Origin of the sequence: Pseudoxanthomonas sp. LjRoot143, from assembly GCF_964252945.1 — a bacterium.
Lineage (GTDB): Bacteria > Pseudomonadota > Gammaproteobacteria > Xanthomonadales > Xanthomonadaceae > Pseudoxanthomonas_A.
On sequence record NZ_CAXUPM020000001.1, the window covers coordinates 2,579,607 to 2,602,923 of the forward strand.

General features: G+C 69.2%; 21 protein-coding genes. 9 read left to right on the plus strand and 12 right to left on the minus strand.

Features of this window, described 5'->3' with window-relative positions:
- Positions 1 to 39 precede the first annotated feature (39 nt).
- Positions 40 to 1,350: an MFS transporter gene (locus tag ACSQ1W_RS12520; protein WP_192272124.1), complete on the plus strand. Its 1,311-nt coding sequence runs from the start codon at positions 40 to 42 to the stop codon at positions 1,348 to 1,350.
- 83 nt (positions 1,351 to 1,433) lie between these two features.
- On the plus strand, positions 1,434 to 2,339 hold the full coding sequence (locus tag ACSQ1W_RS12525) for a peptidylprolyl isomerase (RefSeq protein WP_436043909.1): 906 nt from the start codon (positions 1,434 to 1,436) through the stop codon (positions 2,337 to 2,339).
- An 89-nt stretch (positions 2,340 to 2,428) separates the two neighbouring features.
- Here the strand turns inward: ACSQ1W_RS12525 and ACSQ1W_RS12530 are convergent, their stop codons facing one another.
- The gene (locus ACSQ1W_RS12530; protein ID WP_436043911.1) at positions 2,429 to 3,307 is read right to left on the minus strand and encodes a DMT family transporter; all 879 of its coding nucleotides are present in this window, start codon (positions 3,305 to 3,307) and stop codon (positions 2,429 to 2,431) included.
- A gap of 125 nt (positions 3,308 to 3,432) precedes the next feature.
- Here ACSQ1W_RS12530 and ACSQ1W_RS12535 point away from each other — a divergent pair, with 125 nt between their 5' ends.
- Entirely contained in the window at positions 3,433 to 4,377 is a 945-nt protein-coding gene (locus ACSQ1W_RS12535) for a LysR substrate-binding domain-containing protein (RefSeq protein WP_192272129.1), read from the plus strand.
- A 22-nt stretch (positions 4,378 to 4,399) separates the two neighbouring features.
- On the opposite strand, the gene ACSQ1W_RS12540 is transcribed toward ACSQ1W_RS12535, so the two are convergent.
- Together ACSQ1W_RS12540 and ACSQ1W_RS12545 are read right to left on the minus strand one after the other, a co-directional pair.
- A complete protein-coding gene (locus ACSQ1W_RS12540) occupies positions 4,400 to 5,167 on the minus strand; it encodes a DUF4349 domain-containing protein (protein ID WP_436043913.1) in 768 nt (255 codons plus the stop codon).
- Between the two features lie 11 nt (positions 5,168 to 5,178).
- The gene (locus tag ACSQ1W_RS12545; protein WP_192272131.1) at positions 5,179 to 5,529 is read right to left on the minus strand and encodes a GFA family protein; all 351 of its coding nucleotides are present in this window, start codon (positions 5,527 to 5,529) and stop codon (positions 5,179 to 5,181) included.
- A gap of 113 nt (positions 5,530 to 5,642) precedes the next feature.
- On the opposite strand from ACSQ1W_RS12545, the gene ACSQ1W_RS12550 reads away from it, so the two are divergent.
- Entirely contained in the window at positions 5,643 to 7,454 is a 1,812-nt protein-coding gene (locus tag ACSQ1W_RS12550; protein ID WP_436043915.1) for a DUF885 domain-containing protein, read from the plus strand.
- A gap of 110 nt (positions 7,455 to 7,564) precedes the next feature.
- On the opposite strand, the gene rraA is transcribed toward ACSQ1W_RS12550, so the two are convergent.
- Positions 7,565 to 8,047, minus strand: coding sequence for a ribonuclease E activity regulator RraA (gene rraA / locus ACSQ1W_RS12555; RefSeq protein WP_436043917.1), 483 nt, complete (start codon positions 8,045 to 8,047; stop codon positions 7,565 to 7,567).
- Positions 8,048 to 8,116: 69 nt separating this feature from the next.
- Here rraA and ACSQ1W_RS12560 point away from each other — a divergent pair, with 69 nt between their 5' ends.
- On the plus strand, positions 8,117 to 8,941 hold the full coding sequence (locus ACSQ1W_RS12560) for a DUF72 domain-containing protein (protein ID WP_436043919.1): 825 nt from the start codon (positions 8,117 to 8,119) through the stop codon (positions 8,939 to 8,941).
- A 9-nt stretch (positions 8,942 to 8,950) separates the two neighbouring features.
- Here ACSQ1W_RS12560 and ACSQ1W_RS12565 read toward each other — a convergent pair whose 3' ends face one another.
- Entirely contained in the window at positions 8,951 to 10,252 is a 1,302-nt protein-coding gene (locus tag ACSQ1W_RS12565) for an MFS transporter (protein ID WP_436043921.1), read from the minus strand.
- A gap of 300 nt (positions 10,253 to 10,552) precedes the next feature.
- On the opposite strand from ACSQ1W_RS12565, the gene ACSQ1W_RS12570 reads away from it, so the two are divergent.
- Positions 10,553 to 11,500 (plus strand): DMT family transporter, encoded by a 948-nt coding sequence (locus ACSQ1W_RS12570; protein ID WP_436043923.1) that lies wholly within the window; start codon positions 10,553 to 10,555, stop codon positions 11,498 to 11,500.
- Between the two features lie 21 nt (positions 11,501 to 11,521).
- On the opposite strand, the gene ACSQ1W_RS12575 is transcribed toward ACSQ1W_RS12570, so the two are convergent.
- The 6 genes from ACSQ1W_RS12575 to ACSQ1W_RS12600 form a co-directional block, all read right to left on the minus strand.
- A complete protein-coding gene (locus ACSQ1W_RS12575) occupies positions 11,522 to 11,944 on the minus strand; it encodes a universal stress protein (protein ID WP_436043925.1) in 423 nt (140 codons plus the stop codon).
- A 93-nt stretch (positions 11,945 to 12,037) separates the two neighbouring features.
- Complete coding sequence (locus tag ACSQ1W_RS12580; protein WP_436043927.1) at positions 12,038 to 13,108, minus strand: sensor domain-containing diguanylate cyclase; 1,071 nt, start codon at positions 13,106 to 13,108, stop codon at positions 12,038 to 12,040.
- Positions 13,109 to 13,197: 89 nt separating this feature from the next.
- Positions 13,198 to 13,917: a pseudouridine synthase gene (locus tag ACSQ1W_RS12585; protein ID WP_192272147.1), complete on the minus strand. Its 720-nt coding sequence runs from the start codon at positions 13,915 to 13,917 to the stop codon at positions 13,198 to 13,200.
- Between the two features lie 37 nt (positions 13,918 to 13,954).
- On the minus strand, positions 13,955 to 16,390 hold the full coding sequence (locus tag ACSQ1W_RS12590) for a putative bifunctional diguanylate cyclase/phosphodiesterase (RefSeq protein WP_436043929.1): 2,436 nt from the start codon (positions 16,388 to 16,390) through the stop codon (positions 13,955 to 13,957).
- A gap of 135 nt (positions 16,391 to 16,525) precedes the next feature.
- Complete coding sequence (locus tag ACSQ1W_RS12595; protein WP_436043931.1) at positions 16,526 to 18,184, minus strand: sensor domain-containing diguanylate cyclase; 1,659 nt, start codon at positions 18,182 to 18,184, stop codon at positions 16,526 to 16,528.
- A 139-nt stretch (positions 18,185 to 18,323) separates the two neighbouring features.
- A complete protein-coding gene (locus tag ACSQ1W_RS12600; RefSeq protein ID WP_436043933.1) occupies positions 18,324 to 20,222 on the minus strand; it encodes a DEAD/DEAH box helicase in 1,899 nt (632 codons plus the stop codon).
- 310 nt (positions 20,223 to 20,532) lie between these two features.
- On the opposite strand from ACSQ1W_RS12600, the gene ACSQ1W_RS12605 reads away from it, so the two are divergent.
- From ACSQ1W_RS12605 to ACSQ1W_RS12615, 3 genes are read left to right on the plus strand one after another with little or no spacing between them, the layout of a single operon-like run.
- A complete protein-coding gene (locus tag ACSQ1W_RS12605; RefSeq protein WP_436046180.1) occupies positions 20,533 to 20,964 on the plus strand; it encodes an RNA polymerase sigma factor in 432 nt (143 codons plus the stop codon).
- A 28-nt stretch (positions 20,965 to 20,992) separates the two neighbouring features.
- Positions 20,993 to 21,637 (plus strand): hypothetical protein, encoded by a 645-nt coding sequence (locus ACSQ1W_RS12610; protein ID WP_436043935.1) that lies wholly within the window; start codon positions 20,993 to 20,995, stop codon positions 21,635 to 21,637.
- A 26-nt stretch (positions 21,638 to 21,663) separates the two neighbouring features.
- Positions 21,664 to 21,885, plus strand: a complete 222-nt coding sequence (locus ACSQ1W_RS12615) for an RNA-binding S4 domain-containing protein (RefSeq protein ID WP_436043937.1) — start codon at positions 21,664 to 21,666, stop codon at positions 21,883 to 21,885.
- 237 nt (positions 21,886 to 22,122) lie between these two features.
- On the opposite strand, the gene ACSQ1W_RS12620 is transcribed toward ACSQ1W_RS12615, so the two are convergent.
- Positions 22,123 to 23,277 (minus strand): hypothetical protein, encoded by a 1,155-nt coding sequence (locus tag ACSQ1W_RS12620; protein ID WP_436043939.1) that lies wholly within the window; start codon positions 23,275 to 23,277, stop codon positions 22,123 to 22,125.
- Positions 23,278 to 23,317: the final 40 nt, after the last annotated feature.

Consider the following 23,317-nt stretch of genomic DNA (forward strand, 5'->3'; position numbering starts at 1 on the left):
CGTACCTTTCCCCTGGTCCGACCCGGCAGCCCCGTTCCCATGGCGTCCATCAGCCCCACGACTTCCACCCACGACCATGGCACCAAGGCCCATGCCGATGTCGCCCCGGGCGAGATCGCCGTCGGCGTGGTGATCGGGCGCGCGTCCGAATACTTCGACTTCTTCGTCTTCGGCATCGCCTCGGCGCTGATCTTCCCGTCGGTGTTCTTCCCGTTCGTGGATCGCCTGGAAGGCACGCTGTGGTCGTTCGCGCTGTTCGCGCTGGCGTTCGTCGCGCGTCCGTTCGGCACCATGCTGTTCATGAAGATCCAGTCGCGCTGGGGCCGCGGGCTCAAGCTGACCGTGTCGCTGTTCCTGCTGGGCACCGCCACGGCGGGTATCGCGTTCCTGCCGGGCTACGGCTCGCTGGGCGTGGTCTCGATCGTGCTGCTGGCCATCCTGCGCGTGCTGCAGGGCCTGGCGCTGGGCGGTTCGTGGGACGGCCTGCCGTCGCTACTCGCGCTGAATGCACCGAAGGAGCGCCGTGGCTGGTACGCCATGCTGGGCCAGCTGGGTGCACCGGTGGGCTTCATCGTCGCCGCCGGCGTGTTCGCCTTCCTGTACGCCAGCCTGGAAGAAGCCGACCTGCTGACCTGGGGCTGGCGCTATCCGTTCTTCGTCGCCTTCGCCATCAACGTGGTGGCGCTGTTTGCGCGCCTGCGCATCGTGGTAGCCGACGAATACCAGGACAAGATGGGCGAGCTGGAACTGGAACCCACGCCGATCCGCGAGCTGTTCCAGGCCAAGGGCCGCCACGTGGTGATCGGCGCGTTCGCCGCGCTCGCCAGCTACGCGCTGTTCCACATCGTCACCATCTTCCCGCTGTCGTGGATCCTGCTGTATTCGCAGCAGTCGGTCGTCAGCTTCCTGCTGGTGCAGATCCTTGGCGCGTTCATCGCCGCCGGTGCCATCGTGGTGTCGGGCCTGATCGCCGACCGTGTCGGCCGTGCGCGCACGCTCGGCGGCCTGGCCGTCGGCATCGCGATGTTCAGCGGCTTCGCGCCCACGCTGATGGAAGGCGGTCCGGTCGGACAAGGCGCCTTCATCCTGATCGGCTTCGCCCTGCTCGGCCTGTCGTACGGCCAGGCCGCGGGCGCGGTCACCGCCAACTTCGGCCGCCGCTACCGCTACACCGGCGCAGCGCTGACCTCCGACCTGGCGTGGCTGATCGGCGCCGGCTTCGCGCCGCTGGTCGCACTGGGCCTGTGCGCCAACTTCGGCCTGTCGTGGCTGGGCGCCTACCTGCTGTCCGGCGCGCTGGGCACGCTGATCGCGCTGGGCATCAACCGCGCGAAGAACTACAAGACCTGATCGGCCTCGGCTCCGTAGCCCGGGGCCGGCTACCCGCACGCCAGGCGCACTACAATCGGGGCATCCCGTGCCCCGGAGTGTCCATGCGCCGTCTGCCGCTGCTGCTCGCCTGCCTGCTCGCCCTCCCCGTCGCCCATGCGGCCGAACCGCCGAAGCCGCTGACGGCCAAGGACATCCTCGACGCTTCGCCGGACGCCGACTGGCGCACGCTGGATCCCGCGAACACGCTGTACATGGACGTGCCCGGCGGCCGCGTGGTGATCGAGCTGGCACCGGCGTTCGCGCCCGAGCACGTCGCCAACATCCGCACGCTCGCGCACGAAGGTTTCTGGAACGGCCTGGGCATCTACCGCTCGCACGACAACTTCGTCGTGCAGTTCGGCGATGCCGATGCGGAAGACGCGGCCAAGGCCAAGTCGCTCGGCACGGCGAAGACGAAGTTGCCGGCCGAGTTCGCGCGCAAGGCAGCTGGACTGAACTTCACCCGCCTGCCAGACGTGGACGGCTGGGCGCGGCAGGTGGGTTTCGTTGATGGCTTTCCCGCGGCCCGCGACCGGAAGGCCGGCGAAGCCTGGCTTGCGCACTGTTACGGCGCGCTCGGCGCCGGCCGCGGCGGCCCGCCGGACAGCAGCAACGGCAGCGAGCTGTACGTGGTCACCGGACAGTCGCCGCGCCAGCTCGACCGCAACATCACCCTGGTCGGTCGCGTGGTGAAGGGCATGGAACTGCTCAGCGCGATCCCGCGTGGCCCGGAACCGATGGGTTTCTACGAGAAGGCCGAGCAGCGCACACCGATCACCGCCATCCGCCTGGCCCGCGACGTCCCGGAAAGCGAGCGCGTGCCGCTGCAGGTGCTGCGCACCGATTCGAAAACCTTCGCCGCCGCCACCGAAGCGCGCCGCAACCGTCGCGACGACTGGTACGTGCGGACAGCCGGCCACATCGACCTGTGCAACGTGCCGCTGCCAGTGCGCGAAGCGAAGCGCTGAGCCGTTGATCTTCCTGTGGGAGCGACGTCAGTCGCGATGACGCTGCCATGACGCCGTGATCGCGACTGACGTCGCTCCCACAACCATCGTCACGCCGCCCGCTGGCTCACCGCCACGCTGCCCAGGATCAGCGCACCCGCCGCCAGCATCGCCGGCGTGACCGGCTCGTTGAGGAACAGCCAAGCGAAGCCGGCGCCGAACAGCGGCACCAGATAGGTCACCGTCGCCGCGCGTGCCGGGCCGATGCGGTGGATCAGCCGGTAGTACAACAGGAAGGCATAACCGGTGCAGACCACGCCGATGGCGATGGCCGCGCCCCACGCGCCTGCGCCGATCGCATGCGTCGGCCAGTGCGTGGCCGCGAACGGCAGCACCAGCAGTGCCGCGCAGCTGAGCGTGGCGGCGGCCGCTGCCGCGGGCGGGATACCGGCCAGGTGCTTGCGCACCAGGTTCACGCCCACGCCGTACAACAGCGCCGCGGTGGAGCCGGCGATGACCGCACCGCCGACGCTCAATCCGCCGGCCTTGCTGGTCGCCAGCACCACGACGCCGATGAAACCGACCAGCAGCGCCAGCGAGCGGCGCAGGCCGATCTTCTGGCCGAAGAACAGGAAGCCGACCATCGCCGCGAACAGCACTGTCATCGCATTGCAGATCGCACCGATCGCGGCCGGCGAGCGTTGCGCGGCCCAGGCGAACAGCAGGAACGGGATCGCCGAGTTGATCGCGCCGATGATCGCCAGCTTCGGCCACAGGCCGGCACGGAAATGCGCGCGCTCGCGCCACAGGAACGGCAGCAGGACCAGGGCGCCCAGCGCGAGCCGCACCTCGACCAGCGCGAACGGGCCGAACGGATTGGCGGCGATGCGCATGAAGAGGAACGAACTGCCCCAGATCGCACCGAGCACCAGCAACTCCAGCGGGGTGCGCCAGTCGCGCTCCAGCGCTTGCGGCGGTGTCATAGCCATGCTGTCTCCCTGCGCCATCACGGCAGCCCTCGTTCGTGCCTGCGGCCATTCTGGACCACCCGGGGGCGCCTACAAGCGCGTAGCATGCGGGTAAGCCACAAATCTGGCTTGTGCCTGGAACGACCATGAGCCTGCGCCCCGCCCTGCTGCCCGCCCTCGGTGTTTTCGCCGCCGCCGCGCGCCACCAGAACTTCGCCCACGCCGCCGACGAACTGCACCTCACCGCCAGCGCGGTCAGCCACCACGTGCGCAAGCTGGAGGGACTGCTCGGGGTGGTGCTGTTCCAGCGCCATGCGCGCGGGGTGAAGCTCACCGCCGAAGGTCGGCAGCTGGCCGACGCCGCCAATGCAGCACTCGGCGACATCGATGCCGTCGCCTCGCACCTGCGGCTGGCCGGCAGGATCGCGACCCTGCGCATCACCACGCTGCACTCGCTGGCGTACTGCTGGCTGCTGCCGCGGCTACCCCGTTTCTGCGCGCGCCATCCGCATGTGCGCCTGCACGTGGACACCGGCATCGCGCTGACCCGTTTCGACGACGACGGCCCCGAACTCGGCATCCGCCATGGTCCCGGCCAGTGGACCGGACTGACGTCGCATCACTTGATGGACGACGAACTGTTCCCGGTCGCCTCGCCCGCGCTGCCCGGACTCGATGCGGTGCAGGCGCCGCGCCAGATCGCGCAGTTGCCGCTGGTCACCGACCTGGCCCTGCAGGGCTGGCGCGACTGGTTCCGCGCCGCCGGCGTGCGTGGCCTGCGCCTGCCGCCGATGCACAGCTTCAACGACAGCACCGATGCGATGCGCGCCGCCGTCTATGGCGTGGGCGCGGCACTGGCGCGTCGCCACGTGGCGCAACCGTACCTGCAGCGCTACGAACTGGTGCGACTACCCGGCCCCGCGCTGAAAGCCCGCTTCGCCTACTACGCCGTGCATCCGGCGCACCGGCCGCCCAGCGCCGCCGCACAGGCCTTCATCGACTGGCTGAAGGAAGAGGCTCGCGACGAACGTACGCCGCTGCCGCCGATGCCGGACGATTTCCTCGGCCGCGCCGCGCCTGCCGTGCCGTAACACGGCAGGCGCGGCGGAGCGATCACGTGCGGCGTCGGCGCAACCGGCGCCATCCCGCGATCAGGATCGCAAGCACGATCAGCACGGGGATCAGGAACGCGACGGCGCGGATCGTCCACGCGGTGCCGCTGGCCAGCGTCGAGAAGAAGTCACGGACGGCTTGCCGGATTTCGCCGCGACCGCTCTCTCCGCCCGGCGTTTCGAAACGCAACGACAGCTTCTGCGTCTGGATCCTGCGCTGCTGTTGCGCGGCTTCCTGGTCGGCAGCCTCCACCTGCGCCTCCAGCTTCGAGACCTGCTGCGACAGCGCGATCATGTCCGCCACCGAGAGGTCGCGGCGCTGCTGGAACGCCTGCAGACCGGACAACTCCTTCTGCAGCCGCGAGCGCGTCAACGCGTTGTCGCGCACCGCTTCCGCCAGATCCTCCGCGCGCGTGCTGCGGTCTCCCAGGTCGGCGCCCTCGCTGGCGGCCGCGATCAGCGGCTCGACGCCCGACGGCACGATACGGACCGTGAGCATGCCGCGAGGCTCGTCGCCTCCGCGCTGGCTTACCTCCAGTACCGTGCAGTCGCCGTGCTGCTTGCGCAGGCAAGCTTCCTGCAGCGCCTGCACGCGCGCGGGGATCCGCTCCGCCTCCAGTCGCAGCGTGACGTCGTGCTCGTAGGCCAGGAACTCGCCTGCGGAGGATTTCATGACCAGCGCGGCACGCGGCCGGCTGCCACTCTCCTGCTTGGCGCATCCCGTCAGCGCACCGCCCGCGGCCAGCACCACCACGGCCATCCGCAGCATGCCCGGCAACCTCACAGCGCAGCTCCGTCGTACGCCACGACCGTCAGCGAAGCCAGGTCCACCTCCGGCAGGCAACGCACGTTCACCGCCGCCATCTGCGTACCGGTCTTCGGATGGGCGGCTTCCCCGAACGGTGCGATGCCGCACACGGCGCAGAAGTGGTGACGGATGTGGTGCTTGTTGAACGTGTAGGTGGACAGGTCGCCCTCCGGCGTCTTCAGCACCAGCGCCTCGCGCGGCACGAACCACAGCAGGCCGCCACGGCGACGGCACAGCGAGCAATTGCAATCGATCACGTCGCCGATGTCGCCCTCGACATCGAAGGCGACGCGTCCGCAATGACAGCTTCCTTCATGCTTCATGACAGCGGTTCCTGGCCCCGGGGGCGCCAGCGTATATCGAATGGCACGGGTCCGGGCATGACCTTCGGCCTATGCTGTCGTTCCCGACCACCTTGCACCGCAACAGGATTCCCATGCGCAAGACCCTGCTCGCCGCCGCCCTGCTGGCCTCGCTGTCCGCCTGCCAGAAGAGTGAAGCTCCCGTCGCCGCCTCCGGTGCGGAAACCGCCGCCACGGCCACGGATACCGCGAAGGCCGACGCCGCCTTCGCCGACCTGTCAAAGCGCGCGCTCGAGGGCTGGCTGCAGCTGTCGCCGGTCAGCGCCACCCAGATCGGCGAACACAAGTACGACGGTGAGCTGGACGACCTCAGCGCCGACGGCCGCCAGAAGAGCCTCGCCTTCAGCAAGAAGACCCTCGGCGAACTGGACGCGATGGATGTCACCGCGCTGTCGCGCGAGAACCAGGTCGATGCGGCCATCCTGCGCAACCAGCTGCAGTACGACATCTGGACCGCGGAAACGCTGGAAAGCTGGGCGTGGGACCCGCAGGTCTACAACAACGTGGCCGGCGGCGCGATCTACGGGCTGATGGCCCGCGAATTCGCCCCGCTGCCGGAGCGCCTGAAGTCCGCCACCGCGCGCATGCAGAAGATCCCCGCGCTGCTGGCGCAGGCACGCGAGAACCTCGACCCGGCGCGTGTGCCGAAGATCCACGCCGAGACCGTCGCCAAGCAGAACGCCGGCATCCTCAGCATCGTCGACACGTTCATCACACCGAACCTCAAGGACCTGCCCGAGGCCGACCGCCAGCAGGCGCAGGCCGCCATCGACGGCCTGAAGAAGGCGGTCGCCGAACACCAGGCCTGGCTGGACAAGACCCTGGTGCCGAACGCGAAGGGCGACTTCCGCATCGGCCAGACGCTGTATGACCAGAAGCTGCAGTTCGCCCTGCTCTCGTCGCTGTCGCGCGCCGACATCAAGCAGCGCGCGGAAGGCGAACTCAAGCGCGTGCGCGAAGAGATGTACGGCATCGCCCGCACCGTGCTGAAGGACAAGCCCGGCGCCCCGGCGCTGCCCGAGACGCCGACGGCGGACGAGCAACAGAAGGCCATCGAAGCGGCGCTGGAACTGGCCTACGCCGAGCGACCCGCGCGCGACAAGGTGGTGCCGGACGCGGAAGCCGCACTCGCGCAGGCCACCGAGTTCGTGCGCAAGCACGACCTGGTGACGCTGCCCGACGCGCCGGTGGAAATCATCGAGATGCCGGAATTCCAGCGCGGCGTGGCGGTGGCCTACTGCGATTCGCCGGGCCCGCTCGACAAGCACCTGAAGACGTTCTACGCCGTCTCGCCGATCCCGGAAGACTGGGACCAGACGCAGGTCGACTCGTTCCTGCGCGAATACAACAGCCGGATGATCCACCTGCTGAGCATCCACGAAGGCACGCCGGGGCATTACCTGGAAGGCTGGCACTCGGCCAAGTTCCCGTCGACGCTGCGCGCCGTGCTGCGCTCGGGCATGTTCGCCGAAGGCTGGGCGGTCTATACCGAGAAGATGATGTCCGACGCCGGTTACCTGGACAACGATCCGCTGTTCCACCTGGTGCAGATGAAGTTCTACCTGCGCACGATCGCCAACGCGATCCTCGACCAGGGCGTGCAGGTGGACGGCTGGACGCGCGAACAGGCGATGGACCTGATGGTGCGCCAGACCTTCCAGCAGGAGCGCGAAGCCGCGGGCAAGTGGACGCGCGCGCAACTGACCTCGGCGCAGCTGCCCACCTACTTCGTCGGCGTGCAGGAACACTTCGACCTGCGCAAGGCCGCCGAGGCCAAGCAGGGCGCGCAGTTCAACCTGAAGGCCTACCACGACCAGGTGCTGTCCTACGGCGCCCCGCCGGTGAGGTTCGTGCGCCAGCTGATGCTGGACGAACCGATCAAGTGACGTCCCGGCGCGCGCAGCGCCTTTGCCGGGACGTCATCCCCGCGAACGCGGGGATCCAGCGACTTACGCTTCAACGACGAAGGGCAGGCACATCGCCTGCCCTTCTTTTTTCACGCGTCGTGCAATCGGGCGTGGGCGATCAGCACGCCATTGGCGTCGGCGTAGATCCAGTCGCCCGGCGTGACCGAGACGCCGGCGAACGACACCGGCACGTCGACCTCGCCCAGGTCGCGCCGGTCCGTCTTCATCGGATGCGAAGCCAATGCCTGCACACCCAACGGCAACGTGGCGAGCACCTCGACATCGCGCACGCAGCCGAAGATCACCAGGCCGGACCAGCCGTTCTTCACCGCATTGCCCGCGATCAGGTCGCCCAGCAGCGCGCGCCGCAGCGAACCGCCACCATCGACCACGATCACCCGGCCCTCGCCCGGCGTCATCGCCAGTTCGCGCACGCGCGAGTTGTCGTTGAGGCATTTCACCGTCACCGCCGGCCCGGCGAAACGTACCTGTCCGCCGAAGTTGCGGAACACCGGTTCGGCCACCTGCACGTCGGGGAACTGATCGCAGAGGTCGGGCGTGGTCCAGGTCATGCGAGGTCTCCGGCGTGGGATGATCCGATGGTAACGCGGCCGCGACGACGGCCGGGCTATGCTGCCGACATGGACGATCTCTTCGCTTCGGCTCCCTCCACCGCGACCGCCGGCATCCGCGTCGGCATCGGCGGCTGGACCTTCGCGCCCTGGCGCAGCAACTTCTATCCGGCCGGTCTGGTGCAGCGGCGCGAGCTGGAATACGCCAGCCGCCAGCTGACCGCCATCGAGATCAACGGCACCTACTACGGCGCGCAGAAGCCGGCGACCTACGCCAGCTGGCGCGACCAGACCCCGGACGGCTTCGTGTTCTCGGCCAAGGCACCGAAACGCATCATGCAATCGCGCTCGTTGGCGTCGACACGGGCGCAGGTGGAGGACTTCGTCGGCGGCATCGCCGAACTCGGCGCGAAGCTGGGGCCGCTGGTCTGGCAGTTCGAGGCCGGCCGCCGCGTCGATGCGGAGGAACTGGATGCGTTCCTCTCGCTGCTGCCGCGCGAGATCGACGGACGTCCGCTGCGGCATGCGCTGGAAGTGCGCGATCCGGCGGCCGTGACGGCGGACCTGGTCGATCTGGCGCGACGCCACCAGGTCGCCACCGTCTTCACCGATTCCGGCGACTATCCATCGTTCGGCGACCTCACCGCCGACTTCGTCTACGCGCGGCTGATGCGCTCGCAGCCGATCGACACCGGCTACCCGCCGAAGGAACTCGCGCTGTGGGCCGAACGCGCACGCGCCTGGTCGCGCGGCGAAGACATCGCCGGGCTGCCGCACGTGGGCGAACCCGCACCGGCGCTGCCGCGACGCGATGTGTTCGTGTACTTCATCAGCAGTGCGAAGGAACGCAATCCCGCTGCCGCGATGGAACTGATCCACCGGCTGGGCAGCTGACGTCCACGCTCAGTACTGCAGCGGGCGCTTCATCAGCACGAACACCGCAACGCCTACGCCCACCAGGCAGGTGAGGGCGACATAGTGCGCGGGCGCCATCGCGCCCCATGACGTCGACAGCCAGGCGATCATCGGCGGCGTAAGCCCACCGAACACCGCGTACGCGACGTTGTACGAGAACGACAGGCCGGTGAAGCGCACCTCGGGCGGGAACGCGGCCACCATCAGCGCCGGCGTCACGCCGGTCACGCCGCAGCAGAAGCCGGCCAGCGCGTACCACGCGACGAACTGATCGTGGTTACCCGACACCAGTGCGCCGTACAGCGCATAGGCGGACAGGCCCAATCCCAGCGAACCGGCCAACAGCGCGCGTCCCACGCCGAAACGGTCCACCGCCCAGCCCGCCACCAGGCAGCCGGCGATCAGTGCCAGCGTCGCCAGGCTGTTGCCGCGGAAGGCCATGGCGGCATCGATGCCGAAGCTGGTCTGCACCAGCGTCGGCGTGAGCAGCACGATGACCACGATGGCCGCCGTCAGCTGCCACGACGCCAGCATCGACAGCACGACGGCCGGACGGTGTTCGCCGAGCACCTGCTTCACCGGCAGCCTGCGTGCCAGCTGCTTGCGCTCGCGCATCTCCACGAAGACCGGCGTTTCCTCCAGCCAGCGACGCAGCCACACGGCCACAAAGCCGAACACGCCGCCCAACACGAACGGCACGCGCCAGACCCCGGCCTGCACCTCGTCCGGGGTGTAGTTCGCGTTGATCCACGCTGCCAGCAGCGAGCCGATCAGGATGCCCGCCGTCAGTCCCGCCGTCAGCGTTGCGCAGGCAATGCCGACGCAGCGGCGCGGCACGTGCTCGGCGACGAACACCCAGGCGCCCGGCACCTCGCCGCCCACGGCGATGCCCTGTACCAGCCGCATCACCAGCAGCAACACCGGCGCCAGCACGCCGACCTGCGCATAGGTCGGCAGCAGGCCGATCAGCAGCGTGGGCACCGACATCATGAAGACACTGAGGGTGAACATGCGCTTGCGCCCCAGCCGGTCGCCGAAGTGCGCCATCACGATGCCGCCCAGTGGCCGCGCCACGTAGCCTGCCGCGAAAATGCCGTACACCTGCAGCTGCGCCAGCCACGGCTCGGTGCCCGGCGGAAAGAAAAGCACGCCGAGGGTCTTGGCGAAGAACACGAACACGACGAAGTCGTAGAACTCGAGCGCCCCGCCCAGCGCCGACAGGCCCAGCGTCTTCGCATCGCGGCGGTCGAAAGGGCGTTGCGATGGGGGCAGTGCGTCGCCGGTGCTCATGGGGGAATCCTGCGGCCCGGTACGGCCATGGCGCGCGACCATCGCATGGCGCGCGGTAGGCGTCCAGCCTCTGCCATCCTTCCGGTAGGAGCCAGCCACTTTCCTGTGGGAGCGACGTAAGTCGCGATTGCCGGCCGGCCTCGTGAAGCCCCCAAGGGCAAGGTGTCGAGGGCGAAGGGCATTGCGGTCGAAGCCGGGAAAAGCTCGCGACTTACGTCGCTCCCACAAGACAGGTTCCGAGCCCGGTGGTCGCGAGTGGTCCCATCGCCAGCCCCGCAAGGCTTCGGCGACAATGCACGGATGCCGATGACCCCGACCGCCAAGGCCCAGTTGCAGATCCACCTGTGCGTGCTGCTGTGGGGCTTCACCCCGATCCTGGGCAAGCTGATCAGCCTGTCCGCCCTGCCGCTGGTGTGGTGGCGCATGCTGATCGTGGTGGTCGCCCTCGCCTTCCTGCCGCGCGTGTGGCGCGGGCTGCGCGCGATGTCGCCGAAACTGGTGCTGGCCTACTGCGGCATCGGAGTGATCGTGGCCCTGCACTGGTTGACCTTCTATGGCGCGATCAAGCTGTCCAATGCCTCGGTGGCGGTGACCTGTATCGCCCTGGCGCCGGCCTTCACGTCGGTGATCGAGCCCTGGCTGACGCGGCGGCCCTTCTCGTGGCGCGAGCTGCTGTTCGGCGTCGCGGTGCTGCCGGGCGTGGCGCTGGTGGTCGGCGGCATCCCGGATGGCATGCGGCTGGGCGTGCTGGTCGGTGCGATCTCGGCGTTGCTGGTGGCGGTGTTCGGCCCGCTCAACAAGCGCCTGATCGACCATGGCGAACCGCTGACCATCACCGGGCTGGAACTGGGCGCCGGCACGTTGCTGCTGACCCTGCTCGCGCCGCTGATGCCGATGCTGTTCCCCGCCTTCGCCGGCGACCTGTTCGTGTTGCCCGGCCTGAAGGACGGCGCGCTGCTGGTGGTGCTGTCGCTGGCCTGCACGTTGCTGCCGTTCGCGCTGTCGCTGGTGGCGCTGAAACATCTGAGCGCGTACGGCGTGCAGCTGGTGACCAACCTGGAGCCGGTCTACGCCATCGTGCTGGCCATCGTGCTGCTGGGAGAACAGCGCGAACTGACGCCGTTGTTCTACCTCGGCGTGGGCATCATCCTCGCCGCCGTGTTCCTGCACCCGCTGGTGCAGCGCCCGAAGCGCATCGAGCACCCGGAGATGCTGGGCACCTCCGAGGCCAAGAACGTCGTCGACTGAAGCATCGTCGACCGAAGCCGGTCAGCGAGCGACCAGCACCGGCACCGGGCTCAGCGCGATGACCTTCAGCGCGACCGAACCCACGAACAGCTGCTTCAGCGCGCCGCGGCCATGCGTGCCGACGACGACCAGATCGGCCTTCGATGCCTTCGCCTGCTTGACGATGCTTTCCGCGGGCTCGCCGACCAGATAGGTCTCCCGGAACGGCAGCCGCGCGCGCTTGAGCGCGGTGCGTGCCTTCTTCATCGCGTACGCGGCGTTCTCCGCGTGGTAACTCACCACGCCGTCCTTGCCCAGATTCAGTGCGACCGAGCGCAACAGCGGCGGATCGGCATAGAACAGGGTGATGTCCGGCGGTTCCGCCAGCGCCGCACTGAATTCGACCAACTGCCGCACGGCGGCCAGGCCGACCTCGCTTCCATCCACTGCCACCAGGATCTTCATCGTCGTGCTCCGTATGCAGGGCGAGCGCACGATGCGCCGCCGACACGGACACGATGCGTCCGCGGGTCGCAGCGCGCATTGATCGCGATCAAATCAGGCGGCCACCACCACCCGGTCGCGCCCGCTGCGCTTGGCCTCGTACAGGGCCTGGTCGGCGCGACGGAACATGGCCTCGGCGCTGTCGTCCCGCTGCCGGGCGGCCACGCCGATGCTGACGGAGACCGGCAGGCCGATCGGCAGCAGGCCCACGCTCTGGCGCATGAACTCGCACTGCAGGCGCGCCTCTTCCAGCGTGGCCCCGGGCATCAGGATGACGAACTCCTCGCCGCCATGGCGCGCCGCAAGTCCACGGCCCGCCGCCTGCGCCTTCAGCATGTCGCCCAGCGCCACCAGCACGCGGTCGCCCTCGTCGTGGCCGTGGAGGTCGTTGACCGTCTTGAAGTGGTCCACGTCGAGCACCGCAACGGCGAGCGGATCGCCGCTCTGCGCGGCCTTCTGCATGGCGCCGTCCAGCGCCGCCGCGAACGCGCGGCGGTTCGGAAGCCCGGTCAGCGGATCGGTCCTGGTCTGTTCCGAAAGATCGGCATTCTGCTGCTCCAGCTCGTCCTGGTACCGCTGCATCTGCTGCTCGTACCACGTGCGCTCGTGCAGCTGGTGCCGCAGTTGCTTGCTGACGCGACGCAGTTCGAGCAGCTGCACGATCTGCCGCGACAGCGCATCCAGCGCCTGCAACTGGAACGGCGCCAACGCGTGCGGGCGGTCGTCCACCACGCAGAGCGCGCCCAGCGCGAACCCCTCCTGCGTCACCAGCGGCGCGCCGGCGTAGAAGCGGATGCCGTTGGCCGCGGCCACCAGCGGATTAGACGAGAAACGCGGGTCGAGCGTGGCATCCGGCACCACCGTCGCGGCGCCCGGATCCAGCACCGTGTGTGCGCAGAACGAGGTGTCCAGCGACGGATCCGGACTTTCCATGCCCACCTGGGCCTTGAACCACTGGCGGTCGCCGTCGATCAGCGTCACCGCCGCCATCGGCACGCCGCAGATGCCGGCGGCGATGCGGACCAAGTCGTCGAACGCGCGCTCGGGTCCGCTGTCGAGGATGTCGAAGCTGCGTAGCGCGGCCAGACGGGCTTCTTCGTTGTCGGGCTTCGGCGGTCGGCTCATGCCGGCAGTCCTGTACCGGGGATGGGCAGAGTATGCCCGCGTCCGCTTAGCAGGTAAGCACTACTGACGCGACGTCGGTCACGCTACCGCTACCAGGTCTCCTGCTGTGGCAGCAGACCGCGCAGTTCCTGGTCGGTGAGGTTGCGCCAGCGCCCGGCCTTCAGGTCGCCCAGCTTCACGTTGTCGATGCGCACACGCCGCAACTGGGTGACGCGGTAATCGAAGGCTGCGGCCATCAGGCGGATCTGCCGGTTCAGGCCCTGGGTCAGGGTGATGCGGAAACCGAACTTGGCGATCCGGCTGGTGCGGCACGGCAGCGTCATCTGCCCGTGCACGCGTACGCCACGCGCCATGCCGCGCAGGAACTCGTCGGTCACCGGCTTGTTCACCGCCACCAGGTATTCCTTTTCGTGGCGGTTCTCGGCGCGCAGGATCTGGTTGACGATGTCGCCGTTGCTGGTCAGCAGGATCAACCCTTCCGAATCCTTGTCCAGCCGACCGATCGGGAAGATGCGCTGCTCGTGGCCGATGAAGTCGACGATGTTGTCCTTCACCGACGACTCGGTGGTGCAGGTCACGCCGACCGGCTTGTTCAGCACGATGTAGACGTGCTTGCGCTTGCCGGCCTTGGCGGCGCGCACCTTGATCGACTGGCCGTCGACGCGCACCTCGTCGCCCTCGCCGACCACCGCGCCCATGCCGGCGGCAATGCCGTTGACGGTCACGCGGCGCTCGGCGATCAGGCGGTCGGCCTCGCGGCGGGAACAGAAGCCGGTCTCGGCGATGTGTTTGTTGAGGCGGGTGGTCATGCCGCCATTATCCGGGATCGGCCGCCCGGCGTGCGCGTCAGGCGGGTTCGGCCAACGCCTCGGCGGACATCACGTCCACGCTCGCGCCCGCCATGAGTTCACCGATCGGGCACGGGGCATGGACCGCATAGCCCTGCGCATAGCCGATACCCACCTCGCGCAGCTGCGCCAGCACCGCGTCGTTCTCCACCCATTCCGCCACCGTGACCTTCCCCAGTGCCTGGCCCATCTGGCTCATGGAACGGACCAGCGCCAGGTCGGACTCGCCGCGGGCGAGATCGCGGATGAAGGCGCCGTCGATCTTGAGGATGTCCACCGGCAGGCGCTTGAGGTAGGCGAACGACGACAGGCCGCTGCCGAAATCGTCCAGTGCGATCCGGCAACCACGCGCGCGCATCGCATCGATGAAACGGCAGGCATCGTCCAGATTGGCGATCACCGCGGTCTCGGTGATCTCGAAGCACAGCCGCGTCGCGACGCCCGGATGCCGGTCCAGCAGCAGGCCGACGTGCTCCAGGAACGCCGGATCGGCGATGGACTGCGCGGACACGTTGACGTGGCACAGCTCGACCTGCGCGAGATGGCCGGGGTGCCGGGCGAGGAACCCGCACACCGCATCCACCACGAAGCGATCCACCGCCATGCCCTGCCCGTAGCGCTCCATCGCCGGCAGGAAGACGCCCGGCGCATGCACCTCGCCCTCGCGATCGAGCAGGCGCACCAGCACTTCGTACTGCAGGCGTTCCCCGCCCGCCAGCGGAACGATCCGCTGCGCGTACAGCAGCAGGCGCTGTTCGGCGATGGCGAGTTGCGTGTGGGCGACCCATTCCAGTTCGCGCCGCCGGCGCGACAGGCTGGGGTCGGAATCGCGGTAGCAGCGGATGCGGTTGCGGCCCTCTTCCTTCGCCACGTAGCACGCCGCGTCGGCGGCACGCAGCAACCAGTCGACGTCGACCGCGTCGTCGTTGATCTCGGCCACGCCGATACTGCAGTTCAGGCCGAACATGCGGCCGTTCCAGCGGAACGCGTCCTCGCCGAGCGCGGCATGGATCCGCGCCATCGCCGCTTCCGCTTCTTCCAGCGTGGTGTCGTGCAACAGCACGGCGAACTCGTCGCCCCCCAGCCGCCCCACCCAGTCGCCGCGGCGCAGCTGCGCCGCCACGCGCTGCGCGAACTCGCACAGGAAGCGGTCTCCGGCCTCGTGGCCACAGGTATCGTTGACCAGCTTGAACTGGTCGAGGTCGATGAAGCACAGCGTGTGCCGTTGGCGGCATCCACGCGCGCTGCCCAGGGCGCTGCCCAGCCGCCTCGCGATCTCGCGGCGGTTGATCAGGCCGGTCAGTTCGTCATGGCTGGCCTGGTACGCGATCTCGCAGGCCAGTTCGTGCGCCTCGGACACGTCTTCCGCCAGCACGAACACCTGCTCGCCCCGTCCCGCCCGCGCGTCGACCACGGAGGCGGTCCAGCGCACCCAGCGCACTTCGCCGTCCGGGCGCAGGAAGCGGCGTTCGCCCGGCTCCCGCATGCGCGTCCAGTCGATCGCGCCGGCCGCGTCCCGGTGCAGGTCGTCCGGATGCAGCACGTCCTGCAGGCGCAGTTCGCGCAAGTCATGCAACGGCTGCGACAGGATCTGCGCCAGCGCCTCGTTGGCCTGCGCGAACCGCCCCTCCCGGTCCAGCTTGAGCATCCCGACCACCGACTGGTGGAACGCCATGCGGAACTCGCTCTCGGTCTCGCGCACGTGGCGCAGGGTCCCGCGCATCACCCGCAACGCGTAGGCACACAGCGCCACGAAGACGAGCGCGCTCAGACCCAGCAGGATCCGCCGCATGAAGTGCGCGCCTTCGGCCAGCGAGCGCGAGAACGCCAGTTCCTTGGGCCGCAGCCGGGCATCGATGGCCAGCAGGTGCCGCTGGTGGGCCTGCACGCTGGCCGCATCGAGCGGGCCCCGTGCGACCTGCGCCTCGAGCGTATCGGCCATGGCCACCAATTGGTCGACCTCGACCTCGGCTTCACGCCACAGGCGGACGGAGTCGCGGAAGTACGGCGCCTGTCCCAGCGCCCGGTACATCCAGATCAGCCGGTCGATGTCGTCCGGCGCGTTGTTTCCCTGCAGGAAGCCTGCGCGTGCGGCATCGACATCCGCCGGATCCCGCTCCAGCGCAAGCCGGCCGGCACGGTCGCCCAGCGGCACGCGCAACGCCTCGCGCGCGGCCTCCAGGTCGGCCTGGCGCCCATGGCCGGCGTATCGGTAGAGCGCCAGGACGGCGCGCTGGTGCGCCTTCGACCAATGGCTCTCGCCGATGATGTAGGCGGTGGCGCCGGCCTGGGTTTCCAGCACGGCAGCCGTCAGCAGCGCACCCAACGCGGACAGCAGGATGAGCGCGGCCACCCGCGCGGGCAGCCGGTGCAGCCCGCGGTCGTCGTCCTGACGGCCGGGTCGTCCCCGTGCCCTGGCTACTCCGTTGTCCACGTATCGCTCCTGTCGGTCCGCGCGGAAGGAAGGCATCCGCGCCGGCCTCTGCCGTCGTTCATCGGCCGTGGAGCGCATGGCTTGAGGACCACGCTCCGGTCCGGGGATGTCCTGCCGACCAATGGTCGTGCCGCGTCAGCGGTCCAGATCGCCGTCGTCGACGGTCCCGGCGTCGACCACGCGGTCGCGTCCCGCGTGCTTGGCGCGGTACATGGCGCCATCGGCCCGGCGCAGCAGCGACGCGGGATCGGCATCCTCCGGCATCAGGGTGGCCAGGCCGATGCTGGCGGTGACGGTCAGGCCATCGATACCCAGGTCCGCGCCCGCGGCACTGACCTGGCCCCGCATCGCCTCCAGCCGCGCACGCGCGGTCGCACCGCCGATGCCAGGCAGCAGCACCAGGAACTCCTCGCCGCCCATGCGGATCACGTCCGCCGGATCGCGTACGGCACCGGTCAGCGTCGCCGCGACGGCGACCAGTACTCGGTCGCCGGCTTCGTGTCCGTGCACGTCGTTGATGCGCTTGAACAGGTCGATGTCCAGGAAGCCCACCGCCAGCGTGTCGTCGCCGGTGCGCGCGTCGCGCATGTGCTGCTCCAGCCGCTTCAGGCCGGCACGGCGGTTGGGCAGGCCGGTCAGTTCGTCGGTGTCGGCGAGTGCGCGCATCTCGTCGCGCTGGCGGCGCAATTGGCCCAGGCGCAGGTTCAGCACGTAGGCGCTGACGGTCAGGAACCAGGTGATCGAGAGCTGGATCGCCTCGACGCGGTACTCAATCAGCAGGCAGCTGTCGGCCAGGTCCATCGCCGCCATCGCCAGGAACGGCAGCACGGCGGCGATCGCCGGCACGGCATCGGCACGGTGGTGGCGCAGCAGGCCCAGTCCCAGCGCGAACACCACCACGCAGCCCATCACGAAGCCGCTGTCCATCGCCGTCGCCAGTTGCGACAGGCCGGCGGTCGGCAACCACGCCGTCGCCACGGCCAGCGCGCACAGGCCGGCGGTGAACCAGGGCAGCCAGCGCTGCGTCTTCGGCCAGATGCGTGCACCGCCGACCAGCAGCCACATCACGTACAGCAGGATCGGCAAGCCGACGCAGGAGAACGCCACCAGCCAGCGGGATTCCTGCCCGTCCACCGGCAGCCAGGGTTCGGGGTAGCCGCTGAGGCCGCTGAGCACGGACTGCCCCAGCACACTCAACGCGCACAGCAGGGTGTAGCCCAAGAAGACGCGGTCGCGCGTGCTCAGGAAGCCCATCAAGGCCATGAACGCCAGCGCGATGGCGATGGCCACGCAGGCGGTACGCACCAGCAGGCGTGCGGTGTCGAACTGCTGCACGGGACTCGGTGCGCCGATGCGCACGGTGGGTATCCAGCCCGGCTTCAGCGGCTTTTCCCACGCGACCTGGATCGGTTCGCGGTTGCCGGCCGGCGGTACCACCACCATGCCGACGCCGGCGCGGAAGCGCGAGTCGCGCGTGCGCGCATCGTGCATGCGTCCGCAGATCTCGCGGTCGCCGTGGTGCACGCGCACTTCGCCGGCGAAGATGTTGAAGACATTGATCGCCTGCGGCGCGCCCGACCAGCCCTCGGGCGGCGCGGGAATCTCGACGCGTTCGGTCAGTTCCGCCTGCATCCCGGGCGTACAGTGACGCTGCGGGGCCTGTTCGGACGTCGGTTCGCCGGTGACCAGGTAGTCACGGCCGACCTGCGGGGCCGCCAGTGCCGGGCACGACAGGGCCACGAGCAGCAACAGCCACCCCGCGATCCCGCCTGCCCGTCCCCCTATCGACTTCACCAACACTCCGATACGTCGCCGCGTCCCGACATCCGGTGTGCTGGCTTGCGTCTGCGAAATGCAATATCCGTGCCACGTGCCGGCATCCCACGCCGGATCTGCCTCATTGCGCCGACGCTTCCGCGCCGGGCTGCCGCCCTCACTCGCGCGGCGGCCCCTTGCGGTGCGGTTTGCCGGCGCCGAACGGCTTGTCGCCGCGCGGCTTGCCCTTGCCCGGGCCGCCGAACTTGCGCGGCGGCGCCGCGCCTGCGCCGGCACCCCCCCCCTCGCCCGGCTTGTGGATCCGCAGCTGCTGGCCGGACACCCAGACCTTCTTCAGGTGCATCAGCACTTCGCGCGGCATGCCTTCGGGCAGGTCCAGCGTGGTGTGGTCGTGCTGGATGTCGATGCGGCCGATGTAGCGGCTCTCCAGCCCCGCCTCGTTGGCGATCGCGCCGACGATGTTGGCCGGCTTCACGCCATGCGCGTGGCCCACTTCGATGCGGTACGTCTCCATGCCCACGTCCGGCGCACTGCGCGGAGCCTTGTCGGCGCGCGGACGGTCGGTGTCGGGGCGTTCGATCTTCGAGCGTTCCGGCTTGTCGAAACTGCGTGCCGGACGCTCGCCCGGGCCGTCGTCGCGACGCGGACGCTCGTCGCGCTCGCGGCGCGGCGCGTTGCCGTAGGTCTCGCTGCGCACCGGGCGCTGTTCGCGCGGCGTGCGCTCCTGCGACAGCAGCAGCGGCGTGTCGCCCTGCACCAGCTGCGCGAGCGCGGCGGCGATGTCGACCGCCGGCACGTTCTGCTCGCGCTCGTAGCGCTCGATCAGCGCGCGGAACTCGCCGGCCTTGCCGGACGCCAGCGTGTCGGTGATGCGCGCCAGGAACTTCTCCACGCGACGGTCGTTGACCGCCTCCACGCTGGGCAGCTGCATCTCTTCGATCGGCTGGCGCGTGGCGCGCTCGATCGACCGCAGCATGCCCTTCTCGCGCGGGGTGACGAACAGGATCGCGTCACCGGCGCGGCCGGCGCGGCCGGTGCGGCCGATGCGGTGCACGTAGCTCTCGGTGTCGTACGGGATGTCGTAGTTCAGCACGTGGCTGATGCGCTCCACGTCCAGGCCGCGCGCGGCCACGTCGGTGGCGACCAGGATGTCGAGCTTGCCGTCCTTGAGCTGCTGGATGGTCTTCTCGCGCGCCGCCTGCTGCATGTCGCCGTTGATCGCCGCCGCGGCCAGGCCGCGGGCCTGCAGCTTGTCGGCCAGTTCCTCGGTCGCCGCCTTGGTGCGGGCGAAGATGATCATGCCGTCGAACGGCTCGACTTCCAGGATGCGGGTCAGCGCATCCAGCTTGTGCATGCCGCTGACCCACCAGTAGCGCTGGCGGATGTTGGCCGAGGTGGTGGTCTTCGAGGCGATGTTAACCTCGACCGGTTCCTTCAGGTAGGTCTGCGCGATGCGGCGGATGGCCGGCGGCATCGTCGCCGAGAACAGCGCCACCTGGCGCGTTTCCGGTGTCTTCTTCAGCACCGTCTCGACGTCGTCGATGAAGCCCATGCGCAGCATTTCGTCGGCTTCGTCCAGCACCAGGGTGGTCAGGCCGGACAGGTCCAGCGAACCGCGCTCCAGATGGTCGATGACGCGGCCGGGCGTACCGACCACGACGTGCACGCCGCGCTTCAGCGCCTGCAGCTGCGGGTAATAGCTCTGGCCGCCGTAGATCGGCAGCACGTGGAAGCCGGGGATCTTGCCGGCGTACTTCTGGAACGCCTCGGCCACCTGGATCGCCAGCTCGCGCGTCGGCGCCAGCACCAGCGCCTGCGGGCTGCCGGCCTTCAGGTCGATGTTGGCCAGCACCGGCAGCGCGAACGCGGCCGTCTTGCCGGTGCCGGTCTGCGCCGTGCCCAGCACGTCGCGCTTGGCCAGCATGGCCGGGATGGTGGCCGCCTGGATCGGCGACGGGCTCTCGTAGCCCACCTCGGTGACCGCCGCCATGACAGGCGCGGGCAGGCCGAGATCGGCGAACAGGAGGGGGGCTGGCGAGGGGGATTCGGTAGACATGCGGACACTCCGGGGCGTCGCGGAGCCGCACGCCGAGCCGCATATTGTGCGCTTTCGGGCGGCTCCTGTCGCGTTGCAGCACGATCCGGGGGCCGCGGCCGTGATTTTTCCGCCACCCCGGCGAATCACCTTCCAGACCGCACAATCGACGGGTGCCGGGATGGAAACGATCACGATCATGAACCCCCAGACGGACACGGACGCCTCCAAGGACGCCTCCAAGGACGCCTCCAAGGACGCCTCCACGGACGCCTCCACGGACGCCTTCACGGACTTCCCGCGCCTGCTGCGGCAGCACCGCGGCGTCCTGATGAAGGTCGCCGGCACCTACGCCTGGCACCCCGACGACCGCGACGACCTGGTACAGGAGATCGCCGCCCAGCTGTGGCGCGCCTGGCCGGACTACGACCCGGCGCGGCCGTTCTCCACCTGGATGTACCGGATCGCGCTGAACGTGGCCATTTCGCACGTCCGCAGCCGCACCCGCGGCGTGCAGCCCGAGGCCTGGCACGAGGATCACCACGACGTGGCCGACCCGCGCGCGCACGACCACGAAGGCCGCCAGCAGGTCGACCTGCTGTACCGCTTCATCCAGGCGCAGCCGCCGCTCGACCGCGCCCTGCTGCTGCTCTACCTGGAAGACCACAGCTACCGCGAGATGGCCGACGTGCTCGGCCTGAGCGAAACCAACGTCGCCACCAAGATCGGCCGGCTGAAGCAGCGGCTGCGCGACGAACTCTGATCACCCCTCCACGACGGGAGTACACACGATGGAACCGGATGAACTGAAATCCGCCTGGCGCACGCTGGGTGAACGACTGGAACGGCAGGAGGCGGTCCAGTGGGAACTGCTGCGCGACCGCAAGCTCGATACCGTGAAGAGCACGGTGCGCCCGCTGTTCTGGGCGCAGGCGCTGCAGGCGGTGCTGGGCGCCGGTCTGCTCGCCCTCGGCGTGGCGTGCTGGACGCGCAACACCGACGTACCCGGCCTGCTCGCCAGCGGCATCGCCCTGCACGCGTTCGGCGTGGTCACCATGGTCATGGCTTTCATCACCATGAGCCTGATCGGCACCATGGACTACACCGCGCCGGTGCTGAAGATCCAGAAGCGTTTCGCCCTGCTGCAGCGCTTCTACGGCCTCAATGCGATGGTCTGCGGCGCGCCGTGGTGGATCATGTGGCTGCTGGTGATCGTCGGCTTCGCCGGCTTGGGCCCGGTCGATCCGGCCGCAGGCACGCCGGCATGGATCGCCTGGAGCTTCTTCATCAGCGTCGCCGGGTTCGTCGGCACGCTCGCGGCGGTGTACTGGCACCGCCACCGCCATCCACGCACCGAAGCGACATGGGAGGAAAGCGTCGGGGTCCGCCGCAGCCGCACGCTGCTGGAGCAGATCGCGCATTTCGAAAAGGAATGACGCCGGCCCTGGCTTACACTGCGCGCATGCAACGCATCGACTTCGATCTGGACGCCGGCCACGAGTACGTGGAACTCAACCAACTGCTGAAGCTGGTCGGCATCGCCGACAGCGGCGGCCAGGGCAAGGCGATCGTGGCCAGCGGCGACGTATCGGTGGATGGCACGGTGGAACTGCGCAAGACCGCGAAGATCCGCGCCGGCCAGGTGGTGCGGATCGACGACACCGAGATCCGGGTGCAGGGCTGACGGAGCCAGCCCGCCTATCGCGTGAATGCAGCACGCCGCTCTGCTCACACAGAGACTCGCCCGTGACGGAATCCGGGTGGCGCGCGAACGGCATCGCCTCGTTCTACTCACACCAGGACTCGATGTGGAGTCGTTTTGCCTCCCGCGCCAGTGAAAAAGAGTGGCGGGACTGGCGCGGGCACTCGCCATTCCATCGTCCTGCCTGGCGCGCGAGACCCCGCCTAGCGCAGCCGGCGCTCAGCGTGCGGCGCCGGCGTCCAACGGCGCTGCATCCGGCGTCGCACCCGCGTCATCGGGCACGGCTTCCACATCGGCCATGCGATCGAACTCCGACAGCGGGCTGTCGGCCGGGCACTTGGTATCCGGGAACCCGAACTGCGTACGCAGCTCCAGGCCGCAGGACTGCATGTCGTCCAGCCCTGCACCCGCCTTCTTGCACGTGCTGTCGAAGCTGCGCATGAAGGCATCGCGGCGCATCACGAAATCGCCCCCGCAGCGGCGCATCAACTGCAGGCGGTCGAGGTCGTCCTGCGCCGCGTTGGTGCCATCCAGGCCGTATTCCTGCAGTTCGTCCTTGCTCAGCAGGCGCAGGCGGCGGTTGGGCACGGTCATCATCAGGTCGGCGACCGCGACGGCCACGCCGTTGCGCTCCAGGTAGTCCTTGACGCGCCCGTAGACGCCGCGCAGTTCCTCGTTGAGCTCGGCACGCGTGGTGGCGGTGGAGCTCATGCGGATGATGCGGTGCACGCCCACCTTGCCGGAGATCATCCGGTTGTCGCCCGCACCCAGCACGAACACGCAGGCGCTGTGGCAGACCGAGCCCTCACGCACCCAGATCGTCCAGCCGCCGGCGCCGATGACATCGCCGGCCTTGATCGCGTCTTCGACCTGCCCACCGGCGGAATCGAGGTCGAGGATGCGTTTGTGGATGCCCATGCGGCCGGCGATGTCGGCGACCCGTGCGACCAGATCGGTGAAATCGGAGGCGATCTTGCCCTGGTAGCGCAGGCGCAGCACGCCGCCCTTCTGGCACGGCGACAGCGCGTCGACCACGCTGAAGAACGCCAGCGACTCCAGTGCGGCGCCATCGCCTTCCCCGGTGTTGTATTCGGCCTGGCAGCTGACCCAGGCCTGGCCGGAGGTCACTTTTGACACCGGCCAGTCGGTCGGCATGCCCTCGCCCGGGGCGTCGGCCGGCGGCGACACCACCGGTCCGGTCGACACGGCACCATCGCCGCGCTCGGCCTGCCTGGCCGGCGTATCGGCCGGCAGCGCGGGCGGCGCTTCGGCCACCGCATCGGACGCGCTCTCGGGAGCGCCCGGACCACAGGCAGCCAGCAGGACGGCAATCAGCAGCGCAGCAAGGGGAAGGTGGGGATTGCGGGACAGCATCCGGTCGATCACAGCACGACGCCAGGCCGCAAGGGCCTGG